Annotated in this window: 20 protein-coding genes; 14 read left to right on the top strand and 6 right to left on the bottom strand. The window is 61.3% G+C overall.

The features are described 5' to 3' along the window. Positions 1–144 precede the first annotated feature (144 nt). On the top strand, positions 145–1,968 hold the full coding sequence (gene glmS / locus WBQ96_RS14805; protein ID WP_336551078.1) for a glutamine--fructose-6-phosphate transaminase (isomerizing): 1,824 nt from the start codon (positions 145–147) through the stop codon (positions 1,966–1,968). 229 nt (positions 1,969–2,197) lie between these two features. Then, the gene (locus WBQ96_RS14800) at positions 2,198–2,926 is read left to right on the top strand and encodes a DUF502 domain-containing protein (protein WP_165113858.1); all 729 of its coding nucleotides are present in this window, start codon (positions 2,198–2,200) and stop codon (positions 2,924–2,926) included. Here WBQ96_RS14800 and recG read toward each other — a convergent pair. After that, positions 2,878–4,986 (bottom strand): ATP-dependent DNA helicase RecG, encoded by a 2,109-nt coding sequence (gene recG, locus WBQ96_RS14795; protein ID WP_336551076.1) that lies wholly within the window; start codon positions 4,984–4,986, stop codon positions 2,878–2,880. The genes WBQ96_RS14800 and recG overlap by 49 nt on opposite strands. Before the next feature lie 310 nt (positions 4,987–5,296). Between recG and WBQ96_RS14790 the strand changes: the two genes are divergently transcribed. Beyond that, a complete protein-coding gene (locus WBQ96_RS14790; RefSeq protein WP_336551074.1) occupies positions 5,297–5,584 on the top strand; it encodes an FAD assembly factor SdhE in 288 nt (95 codons plus the stop codon). 1 nt (position 5,585) lies between these two features. Further along, on the top strand, positions 5,586–9,083 hold the full coding sequence (mfd, locus tag WBQ96_RS14785) for a transcription-repair coupling factor (protein ID WP_336551073.1): 3,498 nt from the start codon (positions 5,586–5,588) through the stop codon (positions 9,081–9,083). 52 nt (positions 9,084–9,135) lie between these two features. On the opposite strand, the gene WBQ96_RS14780 is transcribed toward mfd, so the two are convergent. From WBQ96_RS14780 to WBQ96_RS14770, 3 genes are all read right to left on the bottom strand, one after another. Beyond that, positions 9,136–10,212, bottom strand: coding sequence for an SGNH hydrolase domain-containing protein (locus WBQ96_RS14780; protein WP_336551072.1), 1,077 nt, complete (start codon positions 10,210–10,212; stop codon positions 9,136–9,138). A 268-nt stretch (positions 10,213–10,480) separates the two neighbouring features. Beyond that, positions 10,481–11,164, bottom strand: a complete 684-nt coding sequence (locus WBQ96_RS14775) for a DsbA family oxidoreductase (protein ID WP_336551070.1) — start codon at positions 11,162–11,164, stop codon at positions 10,481–10,483. Between the two features lie 19 nt (positions 11,165–11,183). After that, a complete protein-coding gene (locus WBQ96_RS14770; protein ID WP_336551068.1) occupies positions 11,184–13,004 on the bottom strand; it encodes an extracellular solute-binding protein in 1,821 nt (606 codons plus the stop codon). A gap of 240 nt (positions 13,005–13,244) precedes the next feature. Between WBQ96_RS14770 and WBQ96_RS14765 the strand changes: the two genes are divergently transcribed. Further along, positions 13,245–13,877: an invasion associated locus B family protein gene (locus tag WBQ96_RS14765; RefSeq protein ID WP_091913660.1), complete on the top strand. Its 633-nt coding sequence runs from the start codon at positions 13,245–13,247 to the stop codon at positions 13,875–13,877. 80 nt (positions 13,878–13,957) lie between these two features. On the opposite strand, the gene hspQ is transcribed toward WBQ96_RS14765, so the two are convergent. Then, positions 13,958–14,281: a heat shock protein HspQ gene (gene hspQ / locus WBQ96_RS14760; protein WP_165113876.1), complete on the bottom strand. Its 324-nt coding sequence runs from the start codon at positions 14,279–14,281 to the stop codon at positions 13,958–13,960. Between the two features lie 126 nt (positions 14,282–14,407). On the opposite strand from hspQ, the gene WBQ96_RS14755 reads away from it, so the two are divergent. Further along, complete coding sequence (locus tag WBQ96_RS14755; protein ID WP_336551064.1) at positions 14,408–15,370, top strand: AEC family transporter; 963 nt, start codon at positions 14,408–14,410, stop codon at positions 15,368–15,370. Here WBQ96_RS14755 and WBQ96_RS14750 read toward each other — a convergent pair. After that, positions 15,347–16,558: a UbiH/UbiF family hydroxylase gene (locus WBQ96_RS14750; RefSeq protein WP_336551062.1), complete on the bottom strand. Its 1,212-nt coding sequence runs from the start codon at positions 16,556–16,558 to the stop codon at positions 15,347–15,349. The genes WBQ96_RS14755 and WBQ96_RS14750 overlap by 24 nt on opposite strands. Positions 16,559–16,665: 107 nt before the next feature. Between WBQ96_RS14750 and WBQ96_RS14745 the strand changes: the two genes are divergently transcribed. The 8 genes from WBQ96_RS14745 (at position 16,666) to WBQ96_RS14710 (ending at position 24,706) form a co-directional block, all read left to right on the top strand. Next, positions 16,666–17,562, top strand: coding sequence for a DUF2182 domain-containing protein (locus WBQ96_RS14745; protein WP_336551060.1), 897 nt, complete (start codon positions 16,666–16,668; stop codon positions 17,560–17,562). Between the two features lie 18 nt (positions 17,563–17,580). Then, the gene (locus WBQ96_RS14740) at positions 17,581–18,195 is read left to right on the top strand and encodes a DUF1326 domain-containing protein (RefSeq protein ID WP_336551058.1); all 615 of its coding nucleotides are present in this window, start codon (positions 17,581–17,583) and stop codon (positions 18,193–18,195) included. Beyond that, positions 18,168–18,914: a phosphatidylcholine synthase gene (gene pcsA / locus WBQ96_RS14735; RefSeq protein WP_442920840.1), complete on the top strand. Its 747-nt coding sequence runs from the start codon at positions 18,168–18,170 to the stop codon at positions 18,912–18,914. The genes WBQ96_RS14740 and pcsA overlap by 28 nt, the downstream gene beginning before the upstream one ends. Positions 18,915–18,916: 2 nt before the next feature. Then, positions 18,917–19,894 (top strand): quinone oxidoreductase family protein, encoded by a 978-nt coding sequence (locus WBQ96_RS14730; protein WP_165113891.1) that lies wholly within the window; start codon positions 18,917–18,919, stop codon positions 19,892–19,894. Positions 19,895–20,008: 114 nt separating this feature from the next. Then, on the top strand, positions 20,009–21,580 hold the full coding sequence (locus tag WBQ96_RS14725; protein ID WP_336551053.1) for an ABC transporter ATP-binding protein: 1,572 nt from the start codon (positions 20,009–20,011) through the stop codon (positions 21,578–21,580). Further along, positions 21,580–22,680 (top strand): ABC transporter permease, encoded by a 1,101-nt coding sequence (locus WBQ96_RS14720; protein WP_336551050.1) that lies wholly within the window; start codon positions 21,580–21,582, stop codon positions 22,678–22,680. The genes WBQ96_RS14725 and WBQ96_RS14720 overlap by 1 nt, the downstream gene beginning before the upstream one ends. Further along, on the top strand, positions 22,667–23,587 hold the full coding sequence (locus tag WBQ96_RS14715; RefSeq protein WP_336551048.1) for an ABC transporter permease: 921 nt from the start codon (positions 22,667–22,669) through the stop codon (positions 23,585–23,587). Before WBQ96_RS14720 ends, WBQ96_RS14715 begins: the two co-directional genes overlap by 14 nt. A 48-nt stretch (positions 23,588–23,635) precedes the next feature. Then, complete coding sequence (locus WBQ96_RS14710) at positions 23,636–24,706, top strand: BMP family ABC transporter substrate-binding protein (protein WP_336551046.1); 1,071 nt, start codon at positions 23,636–23,638, stop codon at positions 24,704–24,706. Positions 24,707–24,780 lie beyond the last annotated feature (74 nt).

The raw sequence follows: 24,780 nt of genomic DNA, 5'->3' as shown, positions 1-24,780 counted from the left end.
GAAGCGCTTACGCTGGACGCTGTGGCGGTCATCCTCCATAGCCATAAAGCTGATACCAAAGGATACGGAATGTGACTTCCGCGCTGCCGCCACACTGACTAGATAGCGGGCAGGGGAAGTTTGCGGGAAAGGGGCAGCCGGACCATGTGCGGAATTGTTGGGATCGTCGGCCGGACATCGGTAGCGCCGCTTATCGTCGACGCATTGAAGCGGCTTGAATATCGCGGCTATGACTCGGCCGGCGTAGCGACCGTCGAAGGCGGCCAGCTTGGCCGCCGCCGCGCCGAGGGCAAGCTCGTCAACCTCGAGAAACTGCTGAACGCCGAGCCGCTCGACGGCAATATCGGCATCGGCCATACGCGCTGGGCGACCCATGGCGTGCCGAACGAGACCAATGCGCATCCGCATTTCTCCAAGGGCGTCGCTGTCGTCCACAATGGCATCATCGAGAATTTCGCGGAGTTGCGGAACGAGTTGAAGGCTGACGGTTACGAATTCGTCTCCCAGACGGATACCGAAGTCGTGGCGCATCTCGTCGCGCGCGAGTTGGCGCGGGGCACTGACCCCGTCAAAGCCGCCCATAACGCGCTGAAGCGCCTTGAAGGTGCGTTCGCGCTGGCGATCATGTTCCAGGGCGACGACAACCTGATCGTCGGTGCGCGCAACGGCCCGCCGCTGGCCGTCGGTCACGGCGACGGCGAGATGTATCTCGGCTCCGACGCCATCGCGCTCGCCCCCTTCACCAATTCGATCACCTATCTCGAAGACGGCGACTGGGCGGTCGTGCGCCGCAACGAGGTCGGTATCTTCGACATGGACGGCAACGCGGTCGAGCGCAGGCGCCAGCAGTCGCTCAGCACCAGCTTCATGGTCGACAAGGGCAACCGCCGCCATTTCATGGAAAAGGAAATCCATGAACAGCCGGAAGTCATTTCGCATACGCTGGCGAATTACGTGGATTTCACCGATGGCGTCTCAAAACCGCTCGACCTGCCGTTCGATTTCGCCAAGATCGACAGGCTGGCGATTTCGGCTTGCGGCACCGCCTATCTCAGTGGGTTGATCGGCAAGTACTGGTTCGAGCGGCTTGCCCGCCTGCCGGTCGATATCGATGTCGCATCGGAATTCCGCTACCGCGAAATGCCGATCTCGAAGAGTAGCGCCGCATTCTTCATTTCGCAGTCCGGCGAGACCGCCGACACGCTGGCCTCGTTGCGCTATTGCCGCAAGGCAGGTGTACCGATCGGGGCCATCGTCAATGTTCGCGAATCGACCATCGCGCGCGAATCCGACGTGATCCTGCCCACGCTTGCCGGGCCGGAAATCGGCGTTGCCTCGACCAAGGCCTTCACTTGCCAGTTGTCGGTTCTCGCATCGCTGGCCGTGCGGGCCGGCGTGGCGCGCGGGACGATCTCTCGCGAACAGGAAAAGACCCTGGTGCGCGAACTGTCCGAAGCACCGCGTTTTGCCAACCATGTGCTCAAGCTCGAGGAGCAGATCGAAAAGATCGCGCGGGAACTCTCCCGCTACAAACATGTGCTCTATCTCGGCCGCGACACCAACTATCCGCTGGCCATGGAAGGTGCGCTGAAGCTCAAGGAAATTTCCTATATCCACGCCGAGGGTTACGCCGCCGGAGAGCTCAAACATGGGCCGATTGCGCTGATCGACGAGAACATGCCGGTGATTGTCATCGCGCCGCATGACCGCATTTTCGAGAAAACCGTCTCGAACATGCAGGAAGTGGCGGCGCGCGGCGGCAAGATCATTCTGATTACCGACCAGAAAGGCGCGGATCAGGCCGGCATCAAGACGATGGAAACGATCATTCTGCCCGATATGCCTGAGATCATCACGCCGATCGTCTACGCGCTACCGATCCAGATGCTCGCCTATTACACGGCCGTCTTCATGGGCACGGACGTCGACCAGCCGCGCAATCTGGCGAAGTCGGTGACGGTCGAATAACGAAAAACGCCGCTGTCTGAGGCAACCGGCAGCGGCCTTCTCAATCCCCGGATTCCATGCCTTCGATCACCCGTCACGTGCTTTCTTGGGACATAGAGTGCTGTCCTGACATAACCGTGTTCGGCAGGTCGCAAAAACGATTCCCACCGCTCGGGGTGATGGTCTAAGACTATGGCGGGGGCGTTGCGATATCGCACCGCAACACTCAGCTACAAATCGGAAGTGCTGCATGGGCCGTCTGCGAAACTATTTTCTAACCGGCTTCATCGTGACGGCGCCGCTGGCGATCACTGCCTATCTGGCGTGGTCTTTCGTCGGCTGGGTGGATTCCTGGGTAAAGCCCTACATTCCCTATCGCTACAATCCCGATCACTATCTGCCGTTCGCCGTGCCGGGTTTCGGCCTCATCGTGGCGTTGCTGCTGATTACGCTGGTCGGATTCCTGACCGCGAATTTCATCGGCCGCTCGATCGTCTCTCTGGGCGAGCGCGTGCTTGGGCGTATGCCGCTTATCCGCAGCATTTACAGCAGCTTGAAGCAGATTTTTGAGACGGTTCTTTCGAACAAGAACGAGATGTTCCGCACCGTTGGAATGGTCGAATATCCCCGCAAGGACGTATGGTCGATCGTTTTCGTTGCCGGCGAGAAACGCACCGAGATCAATGACAAGCTCGACCAGAATGACGACCCGCTGATTGCCGTCTTCATGCCATGCACGCCCAATCCGACGACCGGGTTCCTGATGTATGTGCCAAAATCCCAGGTCATCGTACTCGACATGAGCATCGAGGACGGCGCCAAGCTCATCGTCTCCGCCGGGCTGGTGACGCCCGACATGGGCAAGAAAATGGTCAAGATAAAAGGCAAAAAACTCGTATCGATAGCCAATCCGACGCTTGAGGAAGTCGCTCAGCCGGCCCTCAGCAGCCGCACCGCCTCATCCCGCCCGAACAAATAAAGCAGCATCCGTATCGCTTGGCCGCGCGCAGACTTGAGGTCCGGATCGCGCGTCAGCAGCAGTCGGGCGTCGTCGCGAGCGATTTCCAGCAGGTCGGCATGCGTCTCGATGCGCGCCACTTGAAAGCCCGGCGTGCCGGATTGGCGCGTGCCCAGCAACTCGCCTTCGCCGCGCAGTTTCAAATCCTCTTCCGATATGCGGAAGCCGTCCTCCGTCTCGCGCATCACCGAAAGACGGCGCTTGGCGGTTTCGCCGAGCGGGTCTTTATAAAGTAGAACGCAGGTCGAGGCCTTGGCGCCCCGCCCGACACGCCCGCGCAGCTGGTGAAGCTGCGCGAGGCCAAAGCGCTCGGCATGTTCGATGACGATGATCGTCGCATCCGGCACGTCGACGCCGACCTCGATGACCGTTGTCGCGATCAAGATGCGCGTCTCGCCCTCCTTGAAGGCGCGCATGGCCTCATCCTTTTCCGCGCCCTTCATGCGTCCATGGACCAGGCCGATCGCATCGCCGAAAACCGGCTTCAGCGAGGCAAAACGATCCTCCGCCGACATTAGTTTGATCTCTTCGGATTCCTCCACAAGTGGGCAGATCCAATAGACTTTCTGGCCGTCGGCGACCGCATCGCGCATGCGCCCGACCAGTTCGTCGAGCCGCTCCAGCGGCAAAGTGACGGTGCGGATCGGCTGGCGGCCGGCCGGTTTCTCCGTCAGCCGCGACACATCCATGTCGCCGAAGGCGGACAGAACCAGCGTGCGCGGTATCGGCGTTGCCGTCATCACCAGCATATCGGGCGCGTCGCCCTTGGCGGTTATCGCGAGGCGCTGATGCACGCCGAAGCGGTGCTGTTCGTCGATCACGGCTAGCGCCAAATCGTGGAATTGCACCGTTTCCTGAAATAGCGCATGGGTGCCTACGACGATGTTGATCGCGCCGCTCTCCAGCCCGGCAAGGATTTCCGCGCGTTCGCGACCCTTTTCCCGCCCGGTCAACACGGCAACGCGCAAGCCCATTTTTTCAACCAGCGGCGCAATGGTGGCAAAATGCTGGCGCGCGAGGATTTCCGTCGGCGCCATCAGGGCTGCCTGTCCGCCGGCCTCGACGGCGCGCGCCATGGCAAGCAGCGCCACCACCGTCTTGCCGGAGCCGACATCGCCTTGCAGCAGGCGCAGCATGCGCTCCGGCTTTTGCAGGTCGGTATCGATCTCGGCCAGCGCCTGCTTCTGCGATTGGGTGAGCTTGTAGGGCAGGGCGTTTCGCAATGCAGCGATCAGCCGGCCGTCGCCGGCAAGCGGCCGGCCGGAAAGCCGCCGCACCGTTGCGCGCACCAGCGCCAGTGAAATCTGTCCGGCAAGAAACTCGTCATAGGCGAGCCGCCGCCACGCAGCACTGTCGGGCAAGACATCGATTGGATCGGCAGGGTTGTGGATGCGGCTCAACGCTTCCCCAAAGGCGGGAAAGCTTTGCCGGCGCATGACATCCGGATCGAGCCATTCCGGCAAAGCCGGCACGCGCTCCAGCGCCTGACCGATGGCGCGTCGCAGCACTTTTCCCGACAGTCCTGCCGTCAGCGGATAGACCGGTTCGACCAGCGGCAGGCTTTCCGTGTCGCCGACGCGCGCGATATGATCGGGATGGACCATGCTCGGCCGGCCGTTAAACCATTCCATGCGGCCGCTGACGACGACATCCTCGCCGACCGGCATCGCCTTTTCGAGCCAGCCGGTATTGGCGTGGAAGAAGGTCAGTGCAATCTCGCCGGTGTCGTCGAAGGCGTAGACCCGGTACGGCACGGATTTGTTGCCGCGCGGCGGCGGCTGGTGCCTATCGATGCGCACCTCCAGCGTCACGATCGCGCCGGAGGGCGCCAAAGCGATGCCCGGCCGGTTGCGCCGGTCGATCACCGAATGCGGCAGCGTGAAGATCAGGTCGCCGGCGCGGGCATCGCGATCCGAAATGTCGGCGGGCACGACCTTCTTGATCAGTTCGGCAACCTTCGGCCCGACGCCGGCAAGCGAGGTGATGGATACGAACAGAGGGTCGAGACTATTGGGACGCATCACGAGCCCATGGAAGCAAGTTCGGATGCGACTGTGTGCCTTCGCGCGCCCCTCTGTCCTGCCGGACATCTCCCCCTCAAGGGGGGAGATTGGCTGTCGTCAGGGCCAGAGACTTTTTTTACAGTGATCGGCAACCAATTGGTTGGCTGATCTCCCCCCTTGAGGGGGAGATGTCCGGCAGGACAGAGGGGGGTGTTGTCAGGAATGTTCATCGCCAACAGACTCTTAGGCACTGCGAGAGCGGTTGCAAGGCTGACAGGGGGCGTCATCCACGCTATATGCGCCGCTCGGCAATCAGGAATGCGAAACAATGACAGGCATGACGCGATCAAGTGAGGGGCTCGATGCGCGCCGGCGCAAGCTGCTGTTCCGTTCCTGGCATCGCGGCATGCGCGAAATGGACCTGATTCTCGGCGCATTCGCCGATACCACCATTCATGCACTGTCCGATTCCGAACTGGACGAATATGACGCGGTGCTGGAACTGCAGGACGCCGACCTGTTGTCCTGGATAACCGGCGAGCAAACCATTCCGCCCGAACACGACACGGCGATGTTCCGAAAGATACTGGCGTCGCGCCAGGCCATGAGTTTCTGAAATGAGCCTGATCAAGAAAATCGGCCTGCCCAAGGGCGGCATCGGCCAGTTCATCGTCGATGGCGTTGCCGACGGTTATGAGGCGTTTGCGCTTGCGCAGGCAGTGGCCGAGACCGCGCCCGACGCGCCGGTGATCTTCGTTGCGCGGGATGGCCAGCGCCTACCGGCGATCGTCGAGGCTCTTGCCTTCGCAACCCCCGAACTGCCGGTGCTGGAATTCCCGGCCTGGGATTGTCTGCCTTACGACCGCGTCTCGCCCGGAGCGGACGCCGCCGCCCGCCGCCTCGACGCCATGGCGGCAATGACCGCGCTGGCGAAGAAGCCGCACCGCGCCGTCATCCTCACCACCGCCAATGCGCTTCTGCAGCGCATTCCGCCGGCTGCCGCAATCGAGGCGCAGACGTTCCACGCCAGGTCCGGCAATCAGATCAATATGAACGAGCTGATTTCGCGGCTCGAAAACTCCGGTTTCGACCGCGTCGCCACCGTGCGCGATGTCGGCGAATTCGCCGTGCGCGGCGGTATTCTCGATCTCTTCGCGCCCGGTTCGACCGAAGCGCTGCGTCTCGATTTCTTCGGCGACACGCTGGAATCGATCCGCGCCTTCGACGTTGCCACCCAGCGCACCACCGGCCAGCGCAAGGCGCTCACGCTTCAGCCGATGAGCGAAGTGGCGCTGACGCCAGAGGCGATCAGCCGCTTCCGCCGCTCCTACATCGAGGCGTTTGGCGCGCCGGCGCGCGATGACGGGCTCTACGCGGCGATCAGCGAAGGCCGCCGCTTCGCCGGCATGGAGCACTGGCTGCCCTTCTTCTACGAGCGGCTGGAGACGATTTTCGACTATCTGCCGACCGCGCCCTTCGTGTTCGACCATCTCGCCCGCGAGGCGCTTGTCGAGCGCCATACGCTGATCGTCGATTACTACGAGTCGCGCAGGCAGCAGGCCGACGGCGCGCTGAAGGATGCCGTGCCCTACAAGCCGGTGCCGCCGGCAAAAATGTATCTTTCGCCCGAAGATGTGACGGCAGCGCTGTCCGACCATGCCGCAATCGAATTCACGCCCTTCGACACTCCCGACACCGGTGGCCGCAAGCTGCTGCATGGCGGCTCGAAGGCCGGTCACAGTTTTGAGCTCGAACGCGCCGACCCCAACGCCAACGTCTTCGAGGCGGCGGTGAAATACATCGGCGACGTTCGCGCCGCCAAGCGCCGCGTCGTCATCGCCGGCTGGACCGAGGGTTCGCTGGACCGTCTCGGCCAGATACTTACCGAGCACCACCTTGGCAATCTGAAGCCCGTTGCCACCCTTGCCGATGTCGAGACGTTGACGGTGGGGCAGGCGGGTCTTGCCGTGCTGCCGCTCGAATCCGGTTTCGAGACGGACGGCTTCGTCGTTGTCGCCGAACAGGATATTCTTGGCGATCGCCTGGTGCGACGCTCGAAGAAGCGCAAGCGCGCCTCCGATTTCATCGCTGAGGCAGCCTCGCTCTCGGCGGGCGACATCGTCGTCCATGCCGATCACGGCATTGGCCGCTTCGTCGGCCTCCGCACCATCGAGGCGGTCGGTGCGCCGCATGACTGCCTTGAAATCCACTATGCCGGCGACGACCGCCTGTTTCTGCCGGTCGAAAACATCGAGCTCCTGTCGCGCTTCGGCTCGGATTCGGCGGAAGCGCCGCTCGACAAGCTCGGCGGCGGCGCATGGCAATCGCGCAAGGCACGGCTCAAGCGACGCCTGCTCGAAATGGCCGGGCAGCTCATCCAGATTGCCGCCGAGCGCCAGATGCGCTCAGCCCCGGCGCTCAACCCGCCGGACGGGCTCTATGGCGAGTTCGCGGCCCGCTTCCCCTATGAGGAAACCGACGACCAGCAGCGCGCCATCGACTCGGTCATGGACGACCTCGGCGCCGGCAGGCCGATGGACCGGCTGATCTGCGGCGATGTCGGCTTCGGCAAGACCGAAGTGGCGCTGCGCGCCGCTTTCATCGCCGCCATGGAAGGGTTTCAGGTCGCCGTCGTCGTGCCAACGACGCTGTTGTCGCGCCAGCATTTCAAGACTTTCACGCAGCGATTCGCCGGCCTGCCGCTGGTCGTGCGGCAGGCGTCGCGTTTGGTTGGATCGAAGGAACTCGCCGAGACCAAGAAGGGTATCGCCGAAGGTACTGTCGATATCGTCGTCGGCACCCACGCGCTGCTCGGCGCATCGATCTCGTTCAAGAATCTCGGCCTGCTGATCATCGACGAGGAGCAGCACTTTGGCGTCAAGCACAAGGAGCGGCTGAAGGAGCTGAAGAGCGACGTGCATGTGCTGACGCTTTCGGCCACGCCGATCCCGCGCACGCTGCAACTGGCGCTGACGGGTGTGCGCGAACTGTCGCTGATCGCCACGCCGCCTGTCGACCGCATGGCGGTGCGCACCTTCATTTCGCCCTTCGACCCGCTGGTCATCCGCGAGACGCTGCTGCGCGAGCGCTATCGCGGCGGGCAGAGCTTTTACGTCGTGCCGCGCATCTCTGATCTCACTGAAATCAAGCAGTTCCTGCAGGAATCTGTGCCGGAACTTAAAGTCGCGACCGCCCACGGCCAGATGCCGCCCGGCGAGCTCGACGACATCATGAACGCCTTCTATGACGGCCAGTACGATGTTCTGCTTTCAACGACCATCGTCGAATCCGGCCTCGATATCCCGACCGCCAACACGCTGATCGTGCACCGCGCCGACATGTTCGGCCTGGCGCAGCTCTATCAGCTGCGCGGCCGCGTCGGGCGTTCGAAAGTGCGCGCCTATGCGCTGTTCACGCTGCCGGCCAACCGCAAGCTCACCGACACTGCCGACCGCCGCCTGAAGGTGCTGCAATCGCTCGACACGCTCGGCGCTGGCTTCCAGCTTGCCAGCCACGATCTCGATATCCGCGGCGCCGGCAATCTCCTGGGTGAGGAACAGTCCGGCCACATCAAGGAGGTCGGCTTCGAGCTTTACCAGCAGATGCTGGAAGAGGCGGTTGCCGAAATACGCGGCACCGGCGAGGTCATCGACGGCGGCTGGTCGCCGCAGATCGCGGTCGGCACGGCAGTGATGATCCCGGAATCCTATGTGCCGGACCTGCAACTGCGGCTGGCGCTCTACCGTCGCCTGGCCGATCTCGATTCGCCGGAAGAAATCGACGGTTTCGCCGCCGAACTGATCGACCGCTTCGGCCCGCTGCCGGAAGAGGTCCAGCACCTCTTGAAGATCGTCTTCATCAAGGCGCTGTGCCGCAAGGCCAATGTCGAAAAGCTCGATGCCGGACCGAAGGGCGTGGTCATCCACTTCCGCAAGCGCGAGTTTTCCAATCCGGCGGGTCTGGTCAAGTTCATCTCGGAGCAGGGGTCCCTGGCCAAGATCAGGCCGGACCAGAGCGTCGTCTTCATCCGCGATTGGCCCAACGCCGAAAAGCGCCTCGCCGGCGCAGCGGTAGTGATGACGCAGTTGGCAAGGCTGGTGGAGAAGGCGGCTTAGAAGTTTCACACGGCGGCAGCGATGGCAAGCCGATCGTCAGTGACCGCATGGCCTACTCCTGCGTCAGTGCTCCAAACATCTGAAGCCCGGCGGTTGGGGTGGCGAGCGCTCCCCGGCCGATCTTCGCGAATGCGGCATCGAGACCCAGGATCTTCGCCAATCTCGTACGGGTTTGCGGGGTAAGATTACGCCGTATGTGGCCAGCATCCATGTAGAGGAACTCACCATTTAGGCGTGTGAGACACTGGTCGGACTGGCAAACGCTGACATTCGTCTGGATGAGTTGAGCCTTGGTGGTGGCTACGGCCTTCTCCAGGGCTGTGTTCACCGGGTCCATCAACCGCCTTGTTTCAGCCGTCGATATCTGAAGGGCCGAGGGGTCGCACTTCCTGCGCAGAAGGCCAGAAATACGAGCGATGTTGCATGGCTGCGGCGCGTTTTGAAAACGCGGGAACTGAGCCATCACGAGAACATCGCGCTTCGTCGGGTCAATGGTGGAGATAGCCTTTGCCAGGCCGATTTCCACCAGCTTCAAACCGTTCGTCAACGAGAGCTTGTCACCTTCTCTCTGGTAGAGGGTCGACAGGCCATCGTACCAAGCTGAGGCAAGAACGACGACTTTTGCATCCCCGGACTTGCCTATCCAGTTCATCGCCGCCGCACGGCTCTTTGCACAATTGGCCGAGTAGCTGGGTTGCTGCGGCCTCCACCGTTTGACATTCAATTGGTCGATGTAAGGCGGGCATTTATACCAGACGACCAGAGATATTCCGGCCTTGCGTGCGGTGATATCCATCAGCGGAGCGAAGTGCAGCGCATGGCTGTCACCCCACAGGATGCCGCGCTTTTCCGCTGCCTTCCACGGGGCGCCCACCACGCACAAGGTTCCGCCGCCGAGCTGGTCGATCTTTCGGTACTCCGGGCATCGCCAGCGGAACATTTCAGCGTTGCTTTGATACGGAGCAATCTCAGCATTGACCCGGTGAATGAAGCCGAGCTGATGCAGCGAAAAGAGAGTGACTAAGGTGACGAACAGTACGCCACAAATCCCGAGTGCTATCACCACATCAGATGACGGCTTTCGAGACGCACGCGCCTTAGCGCGTGAGTTCGCTGCAATTTCGATCATGCGGTTCCCCCGAACCAACTCGACAAACTGCCGAGCACCCACTCACGTACTGCAACATTTCGTTACAAAAAGAAAGCCGGCTTACATGAGCTGATTATGAATGGCCTCTGCAGCGTCTTCGAGCGACGCGCTACAGGAGTTCGACCGGCGTCTTGCGGCCAACGTAACGGCGGGAATTGCTTCCTTGCATGAGCAAGGAACGTTCCTTGACAATAGCCAGGCGAAAAATGCGGGCGTGGCGATGAATAGATGAACCCTCGGAAAGCTGTTAGCTAGCCGTCTCCAACTCGCCGCGCGCTTTCGCGGCGGCGATCTGGCGGATGGCGTCGGCGAGGGTGTCGCTCTCCTGCGCGCCCATGACGGCGTATTTGCCTTCGAGCAGGAAGCAGGGAACGCCGGTGATGCCCATGCGGGACGCGATGGCGGCTTCGTTGGCGACGGCATCGCGGTCGGTGTCGGTGGCAAGCATCGCCTCGACCACCGGCGCGTCCATGCCGGCCTCGCGTGCGGCTTCGGTCAGAACAGCGTGGTCGCCGATGTTCTGGCCTTCTTCGAAATAGAGCTGGAACAGCCGCCGCGCGAGCTTGTTCTGCACTTCCGGGCCGGCAGCCGAGGCCCAGCGCATGACGCGGTGAGCGTCGATGGTGTTGGGCGAAACTTTGATGGCATCAAAATCGAAGTCGATGCCTTCGGCAGCCCCCAGAGGCTCGATATTGGCGTGGATCTGGCGCAAGCGCTCCTCGCTGCCGAACTTCGCCAGCATGTATTGCTTGCGGTTCTTGCCTTCGAGCGGAATGGTCGGGTCGAGCTGGAATGGCCGCCAGCGTATCTGCACGTCGACTTCCGGCACGGCGGCAACGGCCTTGTCGAGCCGCTTCTGGCCGATGAAACACCAGGGGCAGACGGCGTCGGAGACGACATCGATGGTGATGGACTGCTTTTCGTCGCTCATCGGGAAATCCTCTCTGCCGTCAATTCGGCTTCCGCCACCAGGTCGGGAACTGGTTCCCGAATATAGGCGTCTTTGCCGGATGTTCCAGATTGGCCCAATAGGCTAGGAATTCTTTCTTGTTGTGCTGCATCGGCACCATATAGGCCCCGGAAATCAGCAGGCGGTCCAGCGCGCGCACGGCTGCGACGTAGCTGTCCTTGTCGCGGGCATGCAGCATGGCCTCGATCATCGCGTCGACGGCAGGGTCGGCGACGCCCGCCAGATTGAAAGAGCCGGGGACGTTCGCCGATTCGGAGCCCCAGCGGAAAGTGAGTTCGATGCCGGGCGACAACGTGCCGAGGAAACCGGTGGAGCCGAACAGCACGTCGAAATCGAAACGCTGCTTGCGCATCTGGATCTGGTCGGATTCGAGCGCGCGGATGTTGACGTCGATGCCGAGCTTTTCCAGCGAGCGCTGATAAAGTGCTGCCAGCCGTTCCTCGGTCTGCGATGTGGTCAGTATCTCGAAGCTGAACGGCTCGCCGTCCGCGCCGACGAGCTTGCCGCCTTCGACGCGGTAGCCCGCACTTTCCAGGAGATCAAGCGCTGCCTTCAACACCTTGCGGTCGCGGCCGGAGCCGTCCGTCACAGGCGGCCGGTAGGTGCCGTCCATGACGTCGGCGGGCACCTTGCCAGGGAAGGGGGCAAGAAGCGCGCGTTCGGCCTCGCTGGCCGGGCGTCCGAGCGCGGAAAGCTCGGAATCCTGCCAGAAGCTCGCCGTGCGCTTGTACTGGCCGTCGAACAGGTTCTTGTTGGCCCATTCGAAATCATAGAGCATGCCGAGCGCGCGGCGCACGCGAACGTCGGAGAATTTCGGCAGCCGCGTGTTGAACAGGAAGCCGTTGACCACCGGTGGCAATCCACTCTCGAAATCTTCCGAGACGACCTTGCCTTCCGTCATTGCCGGGAAATTGAAATTGCGCTCGCGCTTGACCGGGTCGGCCTCGGCGAAGGTCGAGCAGATGCCTTTCTTGAAAGTCTCGAACATGGCGTTGGCATTCAGGAAATATTCGAGCGTGACGCGGTCGAAATTGTCGATGCCGCGCTTCACCGGCAGGTCTTTCGCCCAGTAGTCGGGGTTGCGCTCAAAAACGATGCGCTGGCCCGGCGCCACCTGCCCGACGCGATAGGGGCCGCTGCCGATCACCGGCTTCAGCGTCGTCTGGTCGAAAGTCTCCTTGTTGAAGAAGTGCTTCGGCACGATCGGCGTCATCGCGATAATCAGCGGAAATTCGCGGTCGGCGAGTTCGTTGAAAATGAAGCGGACGGTGAGATCGCCTGTCTTTTCGAGCTTGGCGATCTTCTTCATGCGGTCACTGTATGGGGGACGGCCCTTTTCCGTGTAAACCTCATAGGTGAAGATTACATCGTCTGCCGTCACGGGTTCGCCGTCGGACCATTTTGCCTTCGGGTTGAGGTGGAATTCGACCGATTTTCGGTCTTCCGGCATGTCGATCGACTCGGCCAGCAGGCCGTAAAGCGAAAAAGGCTCGTCCATGCTGCGCTGCATCAGCGATTCGAAGACCAGATTGCCGTAGATCGTGTCGATCATGCCGCGCGCGGTGGTGCGCAGGCTCTTGATGATGAAGGGGTTGAGGTTGTCGAAGCTGCCGACCACGCAATAGGTGACACTGCCGCCCTTGGGCGCGTCCGGATTGACGTAGGGGAAATTCGAAAAATCTTCAGGCAGGGCAGGCTCTCCCTGCATCGCAACAGCGTGCTTTGGCTCGGCCAGTGCCGCAGCCCCAAGCGCCGGCAACAGGGCCATGGCGGCACAGAGCGATAGAAATATGCGGCGCATTGGTAGATAGCCCTCACTCGAACATTACTGGATGATTCGAATAAGAATCTATCACGGCGGCACTATTGTGAGGTTAGAGGTGAATTGCCACGGTTATTCGCTGCAAACGGGCTGGATTCGCAACGCGAGGCGGTGTAACACGCCCGCAAAAGCCATGCTGTTGCCTCATTTAGCCAACAGGTAGCGGTTACGAACGGCGCCATGAGCCGGTTCCGGGAACAATTGAGAGGAAATTGATAGATGACGAGCTTGAAAACCGACACTGCCCGTCTTTCGGTCATGGCCGCAGGCGTGGTCGGCATGCTCGCCGCTGGTCTCGTGCCGGCCGCGGCACAACAGCAGCAGCCGCAGATTCCGCAGGGCTGGTTCAAGGCTTGTTCCAAGCAGGAAGACGTGGACATCTGCAATGTGCAGAACATTTCCACCGCCGCTTCCGGCCAGCTCGTCACCGGCATCAGCCTGATCGAGCTCAAGGGCAAGGTGAACCGCAAGGTCTTCCAGGTCACCGTCCCGACCGGCCGTCTCGTGCCTCCCGGCATCGGCCTGCAGATCGATGGCGGCAAGGCGCAGAAGCTCGACTACGTAATCTGCTTCCCGGACCGCTGCGTTGCCGAAGCCCAGCTTTCGGACCAGCTCATCGCGTCCTTCAAGAAGGGCTCGGAGCTGACGCTGACTTCCGTCAACTTCCAGAACCAGCCGAACCCGATCAAGGTTTCGCTGTCCGGCTTCACCGGCGCCTATGACGGCCCGGCGATGCAGCAGTCCGATCTCGAGGACCGCCAGAAGAAGCTCCAGGAATTCGTCTCCAAGAACAACGAGGACTTCGCCAAGAAGCTCAAGGAAGAGCAGGACAAGGCGAAGACGGCCAATTGATCGTCGTCACTCTCTGATCAGAAAAAAGCGGGGTTTTGCCCCGCTTTTTTTGTTTTTGTCCGATTAAAAGCCGATTGGCATCAATGGCGCGCGTGATGTTTTGGCGAATAACGGCCGTCCGCGGTCTTGTCGAAGAGTTCGCGCAGTTGCGGGTGCCGTACCGGTTCGCCGGAATCGTCTTCGAGCAGGTTCTGCTCCGAGACATAGGCGATGTATTCCGTCTCATTATTTTCCGCGAGCAGATGGTAGAATGGCTGGTCCTTGCGTGGACGCACATCCGCCGGGATGGCCTCATACCATTCCTCGGTGTTGTTGAACTGCGGATCGACGTCGAAAATGACGCCCCTGAACGGGAACAGACGGTGACGCACCACCTGGCCGATCGCAAATTTTGCTGTCTTCATTTCAATCACGCTTTCAACTCTCACACATTATTTGGCGCAGGCTGAGGCGCAATTCAATCCCAAACGGGTTGACGCATTGAGGAACAACGGGTTAGCGCGGGCCTGAGTTTCGGATAAGCAATCATCATGTCGGATGTCATCGGTCTGGTTCTGCCCTTTTTCGGGCTGATCTTCATGGGTTTTCTGGTGGCGCGGATAACGCGCCAGCCCATTGAGGCGCTCGGCTGGATGAACACTTTCATCATCTATGTCGCGCTGCCAGCGCTGTTCTTTCAGCTTCTGGCAAAGACGCCTGTCGAAAAGCTGACCGAATGGAGCTACATCTTCGGCTCGGTCTTTTCGACCTACCTTGTTTTCTCCCTGATGTTCGTCGGATCGCTGATCCTTTCGCGCGGAAAGATCGCGGAAGCGACGATCAAGGGGCTGGCCGCCTGCTACGGGAATATCGGCTATATGGGACCGGGCATCGCGCTGCTGGCCTTCGGCGAGGAAGCAGCAGTGCCTGTCGCGCTGATCTTCTGCTTTGAAAACACCATCCACTTCGCCGTCGCGCCGATGATGATGGCGCTGGCCGGCAGCGAGAAGGTTCCGCCGCTGCAACTGGCGTTCGGGGTAGTCAAGAAAATCCTGCTGCATCCATTCATCATCTCGACCATCATCGGCGTGGCCGCCGCTTACGCCGAGTTTCGCCCGCCGATGCCGATCGAGCGCTTTCTTGACTATTTGTCACGCGCCGCGGCACCTTGCGCGCTGTTTGCGATGGGCGTGACGCTGGCGTTGAGGCCGTTGAAGCGGGTTCCGACCGAAATCGCACCGATCACCGCGCTCAAGCTGATCCTGCATCCGTTGATCTGCTACGTCGTTCTGAGCTGGGTCGGGAATTTTTCCGAGGTATGGCTGTTCTCGGCGGTCCTGCTTGCGGCGCTGCCGACAGCCACCAACGTCTTCGTCATCGCACAGCAGTACAACACCTGGGTAGAGCGCGCTTCGGCCAGCGTGCTGATCACGACCTGCCTGTCCGTGGGGACGGTGACGGCGCTGCTCTACATGATCAAGACAGGGATGCTACCGCCGGATCTGTTCCCGTAGCGAAGACGCGAGAGAAGAAAGACCGCTTCCGGGGCGCAGCCCCTCGCGCATGAACAGCGTGCGGAGGGGCGCGAAGCTGCCAAGGATGCCAAGGCCGGCACTGCGCAGCAATTGCGCCGGAATGATATTCGACAGCAGCGACTGGTTGAGCAGGCTGACAGCGCCTGAGCGGGCCAGGATATCTGGCCGACGTTTTACGTCGTAGGACGAGAGCGCATCGGCTGAGCCGGGGTCTTCGCGGTGAATCGATGCAATCTCAATGAGTTGCTGGATATCCCTGATGCCGAGATTGAGGCCCTGTGCGCCGATCGGCGGGAAGACATGCGCAGCCTCTCCGACCAACGCCACGCGATTTTGCGCGAACCGCTTCGGCAGCGTCGCCGAGAGCGGATAGATCTGGCGGCCCGGCTCGACCGAAACCCGGCCAAGCATCGACTGCATGCGCTCTTCGACTCGGACGGACAGCGCTTCGTCATCGAGTGCCGCAAGTTGTTCAGCCCTTTCGGGCTCCACGACCCAGACCAGGCTCGAGCGGTCGTCGGGCAGGGGAACCTGCGTGAAGGGGCCAGTCTCGGTGTGGAATTCGGTCGAAGTGTTGGCGTGGCCGCGCGTATGGCCGAAATTGATCACCAGGGCGGCCTGCGGATAGGCTTGTGTTGAGGTGGAAATGCCTGCGGCTTCGCGGGCAGGCGACGTGCGGCCATCGGCGGCGACAGCCAGTTTTGCCGATATTTCCGTCCCGTCGGACAGGATGGCCAGCACAGTATCAGCGCCAATCTGCCAGCGCTCGACCAGCGCGTGGTGCCAGGCAATGCCGGCATGGTTCGTAACGGCGTGTTCAAGCGCCTCGTTGAGGTCGCGATTGGGTATGTTCAGCCCGAAAAGCGGTTCGCCGATCTCGCTGGCGTGAAAGGTGACGATCGGACTTCTGATCAAACGGCGCGTCGCGTCGATAATGCGCATGATGCGCAGGGGTGCTGCCTTCGGCTCGATTGCAGCCGTGATGCCAAGCGTGTCGAGGAATTTCAGTGCCGGCGTCATCAAGGCTGTGGTGCGGCGGTCCTTGCCGCTGACGGCGGGGCCGACGAGGCTTACGGCAAAGCCTGCATGGGCAAAGGCAAGTGCCGCGATCAATCCAGCGGGTCCGGTGCCCGCAACGACGACATTGACGTGATCTGTTCGGTTCAAGGCTGCGATCCGGCTAAATTGTGCGCTGCCGGCAACGTGCCGGACGTTTTCATATAGAGCAGCGCATCAGGCTTGATCAACGTGGCGATTCAGCCCATCGCTTTGCCATGAGCACCAATCAGGACGGGTTCGACCATCTCGACCGGGCAGGGCGCGCGGCTGCAACTGTCGCGAAAAGTCCGCGCTGGGCGGTTTACGGCGTGATTGCCGCCGGCGTTGTTCTGTCCTGGCTGGTGATTGCGGCCATGGCCGTTCGTAGCGCCGAGAGCCGCGATCCGGGCAGTGCAGCGCCGGGCGATCGTTTCCTGCGGATGCTGCCCGACATTTCTCTGCCGGACATTGTCGAACGGTTTTTCGCGCTTTGCATGACACCCGCGCCACTGGATGGAGCGGGATTGACCGCCTATGCGGCACTTACGCTGATGTGGTTCCTGATGGCGCTGGCGATGATGCTGCCTTCTGCAGCACCCATGATCCGCACTTATTGCGAGATTGCCGACACCGCGCGGCAGAAGCGGGAGCCGGTTGTTCATCCCCTGGTTCTGGTCGCCGGTTATCTCATCGTCTGGCTTGCCGCATCGGCTCTGTTCGCTGGCCTGACGCTTGCCGTTCATGCGCTGGCAGCCAGCACTCAGCCGCTAAATCCCATTCGTGGCATCGCCGGTGCTTTGGCGCTGGGCATTGCCGGGCTCTATCAATTCAGCAGCCTGAAAGAGGCCTGCCTGAAGAAATGCCGCAACCCTTTCTCGATTCTTTTCGCCCGCTGGAGCGTGAAGCCAGTGCAGATATTCAGGCTCGGCATGGAGCAGGGTGTCTGGTGCCTGGGCTGCTGCTGGGCGCTGATGCTGGTTATGTTTGCGGTTGGCACGATGAATTTGTTCTGGATGGCCTTGATCGCGGTGTTTACCGTGGTTGAAAAACAAGGGACAAAGCGTTTTCCAACGCGCCTCGCGGGTGCGATACTGCTTGTCTGGGCTGTGGCGCTTCTTGTAAGTTCCGCCTGACCGGGAAGGGGACGTTCCATGGCCGACCAAAGCTGGGCAATGAAAGGAGAGCTTGTACTCTCCTGCAATTGCACGGTTTTTTGCCCTTGCGTACTGTCGCTGGGCGGTCATCCGCCGACGGAAGGCTATTGCCAGACATGGGCAGGCTTTCGCGTCGATGCCGGTCATTATGGCGACGTCGATCTCTCAGGCCTCAACCTCGGGTTGATTATGGAGATTCCCGGCTATATGAGCCGTGGCAACTGGACGGCCGGGCTGTTCGTCGACCAGCGTGCGTCGATCTACGCCACGAAAGCTTTCACCAAGATTTTCACCGGCAAGGCCGGCGGCACGACTTCGCTGCTGTCGATCCTCGTCGGAAAGTTTCTCGGCGTCGAGCAGGTGCCGATTGCCTACGAGACGCAGGACAAGACGCGAATCTTCCAGATTCCCAGGATCATCGACGGCGCCGTGACGCCTATCCCCGGCAAGAACCGGGATGGCGACACGGTGATAACCAATTCAGAATACTGGATCGCGCCGGAAATTATCGTGGCGAAGTCCGACAAGAGTAAGATGCGGGCCTTTGGCCGCAACTGGAATTTCGCCGGCCGTTCGGCCGAAATCTGCAAATTGGACTGGCGCGGCCCGTGAAACGAAAAAAAGTCACCTGGCCGCAAGCGAAGGCCTTTTCCGTCCACCTACTCACTGCATCCGGCTCGTTCCTGGCCTTTCTGTCGCTGGTCGCGGCAAGCGAGGGGCGTTGGACGGCCATGTTCTGGTGGCTGGGGCTGGCGCTTTTCGTCGACGGCATCGACGGGCCGATCGCGCGCAAGCTCGAGGTCAAGGAAGTGCTGCCGACATGGTCTGGCGAACTTCTCGACAACATCATCGACTACGTCACCTATGTGCTGATACCCGCCTTCGCGCTCTACCAGCGCGGCTTCATGGGCGACAATCTGTCGTTCATCTCAGCGGCGCTGATCGTCGTTTCCAGCGCCATCTACTATGCCGATACGGGCATGAAGACGAAGGAGAACTTCTTCAAGGGGTTCCCGGTCGTCTGGAACATGCTCGTCTTCACGCTGTTCGTCATCGAGCCGGGCGAATGGGTGTCGTTCGCCGTGGTGGTGATCGCTGCGATCATGACATTCGTGCCGATGAACTTCCTGCACCCAGTGCGCGTTCAACGCATGCGTGACCTCAACCTTGCCGTCTTTCTCGGCTGGTGTGCTTTCGGCGCGATCGCACTGGCGCAGACCATGCACGCCAGCGAGTGGGTGAAGATCGGCATTGCTGTCACGGGCGCCTATCTGTTCTTCATCGGCGGCGTCATGCAATTCTTTCCCAATCTCGGTGCCAAGAAAGCCTGATCATGTCCAAAGCCATTCGAGTCCATGCCCATGGCGGGCCGGAAGTCCTGACTTATGACGATGCTCCCGCCGGCAAACCGGGCGCGGGGCAGGTGCTGATCCGGCATACCGCTATCGGCCTTAATTTCCTCGACACCTATTACCGCAGCGGACTCTACCCGGCGCCGGCCGGACTGCCTTTGATCCCCGGCGGCGAGGCGGCCGGCGTGGTGCTGGAAACGGGCGATGGGGTCGAAGGCCTGAAGAAAGGCGACCGCATCGCCTACTCGACCCCCTTCGGCGCTTATTGCGAAGAGCGCGTTATCCCGGCGGAAAAGCTCGTCAAAATCCCTGACGGGGTGAGTGACGAGCAGGCGGCGGCGATGATGCTGAAGGGCATGACGGCTGAATATCTGCTGCGCCGCACCTTCCCGGTGAAAGCCGGCGACACGGTACTTTATCACGCTGCCGCCGGCGGCGTCGGCCTCATTTTCGGCCAATGGGCAAAGCATCTCGGCGCCACCGTCATCGGCACGGCGGGCTCTGCCGACAAGATCGCTCTGGCCAAGGCAAATGGCTTCGACCACGTTATCAACTACCGCGACGACGACTTTGTCGCGAAGGTTAGGGAAATCACCGGCGGCAAGCTCTGCGATGTCGTCTACGATTCGGTCGGCAAGGACACGTTTCCCGGCTCGCTCGACTGCCTGCGTCCGCGCGGCATGTTCGTCAGCTTCGGCCAATCGTCGGGACCAATCCCGCCTTTCAACATGGCGCTGCTTTCGCAAAAGGGCTCGCTCTACGCTACGCGGCCAACGCTGTTCACCTACATTGCCAAGCGCGAGGATCTTGAAGCGTCGGCAGCAGCCTTGTTCGAGGTGGTTTCGAGCGATGTGGTCGACATCAAGATAAACCAGCGCTACGCGCTGAAGGATGCCGCCAAGGCGCATGCCGATCTGGAAGGTCGGCGCACGACGGGAACGAGCATCCTTATCCCCTGATATCCCCCTGAAATTCTTGAAGCTCTTTCAAGTTCAGCGCCGCTTTGCGTTGTGCGTCGCACGCGCCTACGATACTCGTGGGAACATAAAAGAATAATCATCAATGGGGGCGTTGTGATAGCAACCCTTGAGACGCATGGCGCGAACCTGCTCGAGGTGCGCGGCCTGACCAAAATCTTTGGCACGCTGAAAGCGTGCGACGGCATCGACCTCACCGTCGGAAAAGGCGAGATTCACGCACTGCTGGGCGAGAACGGCGCCGGCAAATCGACGCTCGTGAAGATGCTGTTCGGCTCGCTGGAGCCGAATGCCGGCGAAATCCGCTGGAATGGCGAGCCGGTGCGCATTGCCAACCCGCATGCCGCAAGAAAACTTGGCATCGGCATGGTTTTCCAGCATTTTTCACTGTTCGATGCGCTGACCGCCGCTGAAAATATCGCGCTATCGCTGGACGACGAGACGCCGATCGCCACCATCGCGGCGAAGGCCAAAGCGCTGTCCTACAGCTACGGCCTGCCGCTCGATCCCTATTCGCTCGTCGGCGACCTTTCCGTCGGCGAACGCCAGCGCATCGAGATCATCCGCTGCTTGTTGCAGACGCCGGAACTCATCATTCTGGACGAGCCGACCTCCGTGCTGACGCCGCAGGAGGCGGACAAGCTGTTCGAGACGCTCGAGCGTCTGCGCGCCGAGGGCAAATCGATCCTCTACATTTCGCACCGGCTGGAAGAGGTCAAACGCATGTGCGACCGCGCAACCGTGCTGCGGCATGGCAAGGTGGTCGGCCATTGCGACCCCCGCAAGGAGACCGCGTCCTCGCTTGCGCGCATGATGGTCGGCAGCGAAGTACTGTCGGTCGTCCGCCCGCCGGCTGAGGGCGCGGGCAAGGCGGCAACCCTTCTCGAAATTCGCAATCTGACACGCAAGCCGGCGACGCCTTTCTCTATCCCGCTGCGCAACATCAACCTCTCCGTCAAAGCCGGTGAGGTCATCGGTATCGCCGGTGTGGCCGGCAACGGGCAGGGCGAGTTTTTCGAGGCCGTTTCGGGCGAGGCAACGCAGCCGGACGCGGTCACCGTCCGCATTCGTGACAAGGATGCCGGCCATCTGTCGATTACCGGACGCCGGATGCTGGGCGCCGCCTTCGTGCCTGAGGAGCGGCTTGGGCATGGTGCCGCACCTCGCATGAAGCTTTCCGAGAATCTGCTGCTGTCGCGCTATGCCACCGATCGCAAGGCGTTCCTGGGCAGCTTCGGGCTGGTGCAGGGCTCCGCGATCGTGAAAGCCGCACAGCGCATCATCGAAGCCATGGACGTTCGCAAGAGCGCGCCCGATCCAGAGGCCGCGGCACTGTCCGGTGGCAATCTGCAAAAATTCATCATCGGCCGGGAACTCGACCGCCAGCCGGCGGTGATGGTGGTCAACCAGCCGACCTGGGGTGTCGACGCCGGTGCGGCCGCACGCATTCGCCAGGCGCTGATCGAGCTTGCCCGCAGCGGTTCGGCCGTGCTCGTTATCAGCCAGGACCTCGACGAACTGTTCGAAATCTCCGACTCGATCGCCGTCATGCACAATGGTGAATTGTCGAAGCCGCTGCCGATAGCCGAGGCGACGCTGGAAAAGATCGGCTTGCTGATGGGCGGCTCCGAGCCCGGCCATGTCGAACCCGTGGCGGAGGTGGCGTGATGCGCATCGAACTCGTCAAACGGCCGCAGCAATCCGCGCTCTACAGCGCGCTGTCGCCGTTCTTCGCGCTGGCGCTGACGCTGATTGCCGGCGCGATCATGTTCTCGCTTCTCGGCAAGAATCCGGTGGACGCGCTTTACTACTATTTCATCGATCCGCTGCGTGAAATGTGGTCGCTGCATGAGCTGGCGGTGAAGGCAGCGCCACTGATCCTGATCGCGGTCGGGCTTTCCGTCTGCTTCCTGTCGAACAACTGGAATATCGGCGCCGAGGGCCAGTTCATCATCGGTGCGATGGCCGGCTCGATCCTGCCGGTGATGTACCCTGACTTCCAATCATGGATCGTGCTGCCGCTGATGCTGATCATGGGCATGGTCGGCGGCGCGGCATATGCGGCAATCCCGGCGCTGCTCAAGACGCGCTTCAACACCAATGAAATCCTGACCAGCCTGATGCTCGTCTATGTCGCGCAGCTGTTCCTCGACTGGATGGTGCGCGGCCCTTGGCGCAATCCCGCCGGCATGAATTTTCCCGAAACGCGCAATTTCCACGAATACGCCATCCTGCCGGAGATCTGGCCGGACTCCGGCCGGGCGCATTGGGGTTTTGTCTTCGCGCTCGTTGCCGCGCTCCTTGTCTGGTTTATGCTGTCGAAAACCCTGCGTGGCTTCGAGGTCAAGGTTTTGGGACAAAGCCCACGGGCAGGGCGCTTTGCTGGCTTCTCGGCGTCTAAAATGGTGTTCTTCGCCTTCATCGTGTCTGGAGCGCTGGCCGGTCTCGCGGGCATTTCCGAAGTGTCAGGGGCGATCGGCCAGCTTCGCCCGACCATTTCGCCGGGCTACGGTTTTGCCGCGATCATCGTCGCCTTCCTTGGCCGCCTCAACCCGCTCGGCATCGTTGCGGCTGGGCTGGTGCTGGCACTGTCTTATCTCGGCGGCGAGGCGGCGCAGATTTCGATTGGTGTTTCCGACAAGGTCGTGCGCGCTTTCCAGGGCATGCTGCTGTTCTTCGTGCTCGGCTGCGACACGCTCATCCACTATCGCATCCGCATCGTTCGTTCAGCACTGAGCAAGGCGGAGGTTTCCCATGGGAATGCTTGAAGCCATCCTGATCACCATCGCAACAGCCGCAACGCCGCTGCTGATCGCAGCGGTCGGAGAGCTGGTCGTCGAGCGCTCCGGCGTGCTCAATCTCGGCGTCGAAGGCATGATGGTGATGGGCGCCGTCACCGGTTTCGCCGCCGCCCTTGCGACCGGCTCGCCATGGCTCGGCTTTCTGGCGGCGATCGTCGTCGGCGCATTGTTTTCGCTGCTGTTTGCTTTCCTGACCCTGACGCTGGTCACCAACCAGGTCGCAACGGGTCTCGCGCTGACGCTGCTGGGGCTTGGGCTTTCGGGCATGCTCGGCGAGGGTTTCGTCGGCTTTCCCGGCGTAAAGCTCGTCAATGTCTACATTCCGGTGCTGACCGATATTCCGCTCGTCGGAAAGCTGTTCTTCGGTCAGGATCCGATATTCTACCTGTCGATCCTGCTCACCGCCGGCGTTGCCTATTTTCTCTTCCGCACCCGCGCCGGCCTGACCTTGCGCTCGGTTGGAGACAACCATGCGTCCGCCCATGCGCTCGGCATCAACGTCGTCCTGATCCGCTATCTCGCGGTGATGTTCGGCGGTGCCTGCGCGGGTCTTGCCGGCGGCTATCTCTCGATCGTCTATACACCGCAATGGGTGGAGAACATGACGGCGGGGCGGGGCTGGATCGCGCTGGCGCTGGTGGTCTTCGCCTCCTGGCGGCCATGGCGGGTGCTGGCGGGCGCCTATCTGTTCGGTGCGGTGACGATCGGCCAGCTCCACGCGCAAGCCTTGGGGATAGGTGTCCCTTCGCAGCTACTTTCTTCGCTTCCCTATCTGGCAACCATCGTCGTTCTTGTTCTAATCTCAAGGAACCGGCGACTGACGATGGTAAACACACCGGCTTCTTTGGGGCGGCCGTTTGTGCCTGATCGCTAACTATAAAAAACGGGTATTGCCCCAGGCAACCTTAAGAGGATGAACTCAATGAGAAAAACCATTCTGTCGATCGCCGCGGCAGCCGCAGTGCTGTCGTTTGGCACCATGGCAGCGGAAGCCAAGACCAAGGCCTGCTTCATCTATGTCGGGCCGATCGGTGACTTCGGCTGGTCCTATCAGCATCACCAAGGCGTCCTGCAGGCGGAGAAGGAACTGGGCGACCAGCTCGAAACCGCCTATCTCGAAAGCGTGCCGGAAGGCGCGGATGCAGAGCGGGCCATCGAACGTTTCGCGCGCTCGGGCTGCAACATCATCTTCACGACCTCGTTCGGCTACATGGATGCAACCAACAAGGTCGCGGGCAAATTCCCTGACGTGAAGTTCGAGCACGCCACCGGCTACAAGCGTGAGCACCCGAACGTCTCGACCTACAATTCGAAGTTCCATGAAGGCCGCTACGTGCAGGGCGTGATCGCCGCCAAGATGTCCAAGGCTGGCGTCGCCGGCTACATCGCTTCGTTCCCGATCCCGGAAGTGGTGCTCGGCATCAACGCCTTCATGCTCGGCGCGCAGTCGGTCAATCCCGATTTCAAGGTCAAGGTCGTGTGGGCCAACACCTGGTTCGATCCCGGCAAGGAAGCCGACGCTGCCAAGGCGCTGATCGACCAGGGCGCGGACATCATCACGCAGCATACCGATTCGACCGCGCCGATGCAGGTTGCCGCCGAACGCGGCATCAAGGCCTTCGGCCAGGCGTCCGACATGATCGCCTTCGGCAAGGACACGCAGCTGACCTCGATCGTCGACGACTGGGGTCCGTACTACATTCATCAGATCAAGTCGGTCATCGACGGCACCTGGAAGCAGCAGGACGTGTGGGACGGCATGAAGGAAGGCAACGTCGTCATGGCGCCCTACACCAACATGCCCGACGACGTGAAGAAGCTGGCCGAGGAGACCGAAGCCAAGATCAAGTCCGGCGAGTTCAACCCCTATACCGGCCCGATCACCAAGCAGGACGGCACCGAGTGGCTGAAGGCTGGCGAAGTTGCCGACAACGGCACGCTTCTCGGCCTCAACTTCTACGTCAAGGGCGTTGACGACAAGCTGCCGCAATAACGGCGCAGGCCGATATCGGATAAGGGAAGGGCGCCTCACGGCGCCCTTTTTCGTTACAAGAGTTGAGAAGCTGA

The organism is Mesorhizobium sp. CCNWLY176, assembly GCF_037153935.1.
Lineage (GTDB): Bacteria > Pseudomonadota > Alphaproteobacteria > Rhizobiales > Rhizobiaceae > Mesorhizobium_M > Mesorhizobium_M zhangyense.
This window is presented reverse-complemented; position numbering and strand designations above follow the sequence as displayed.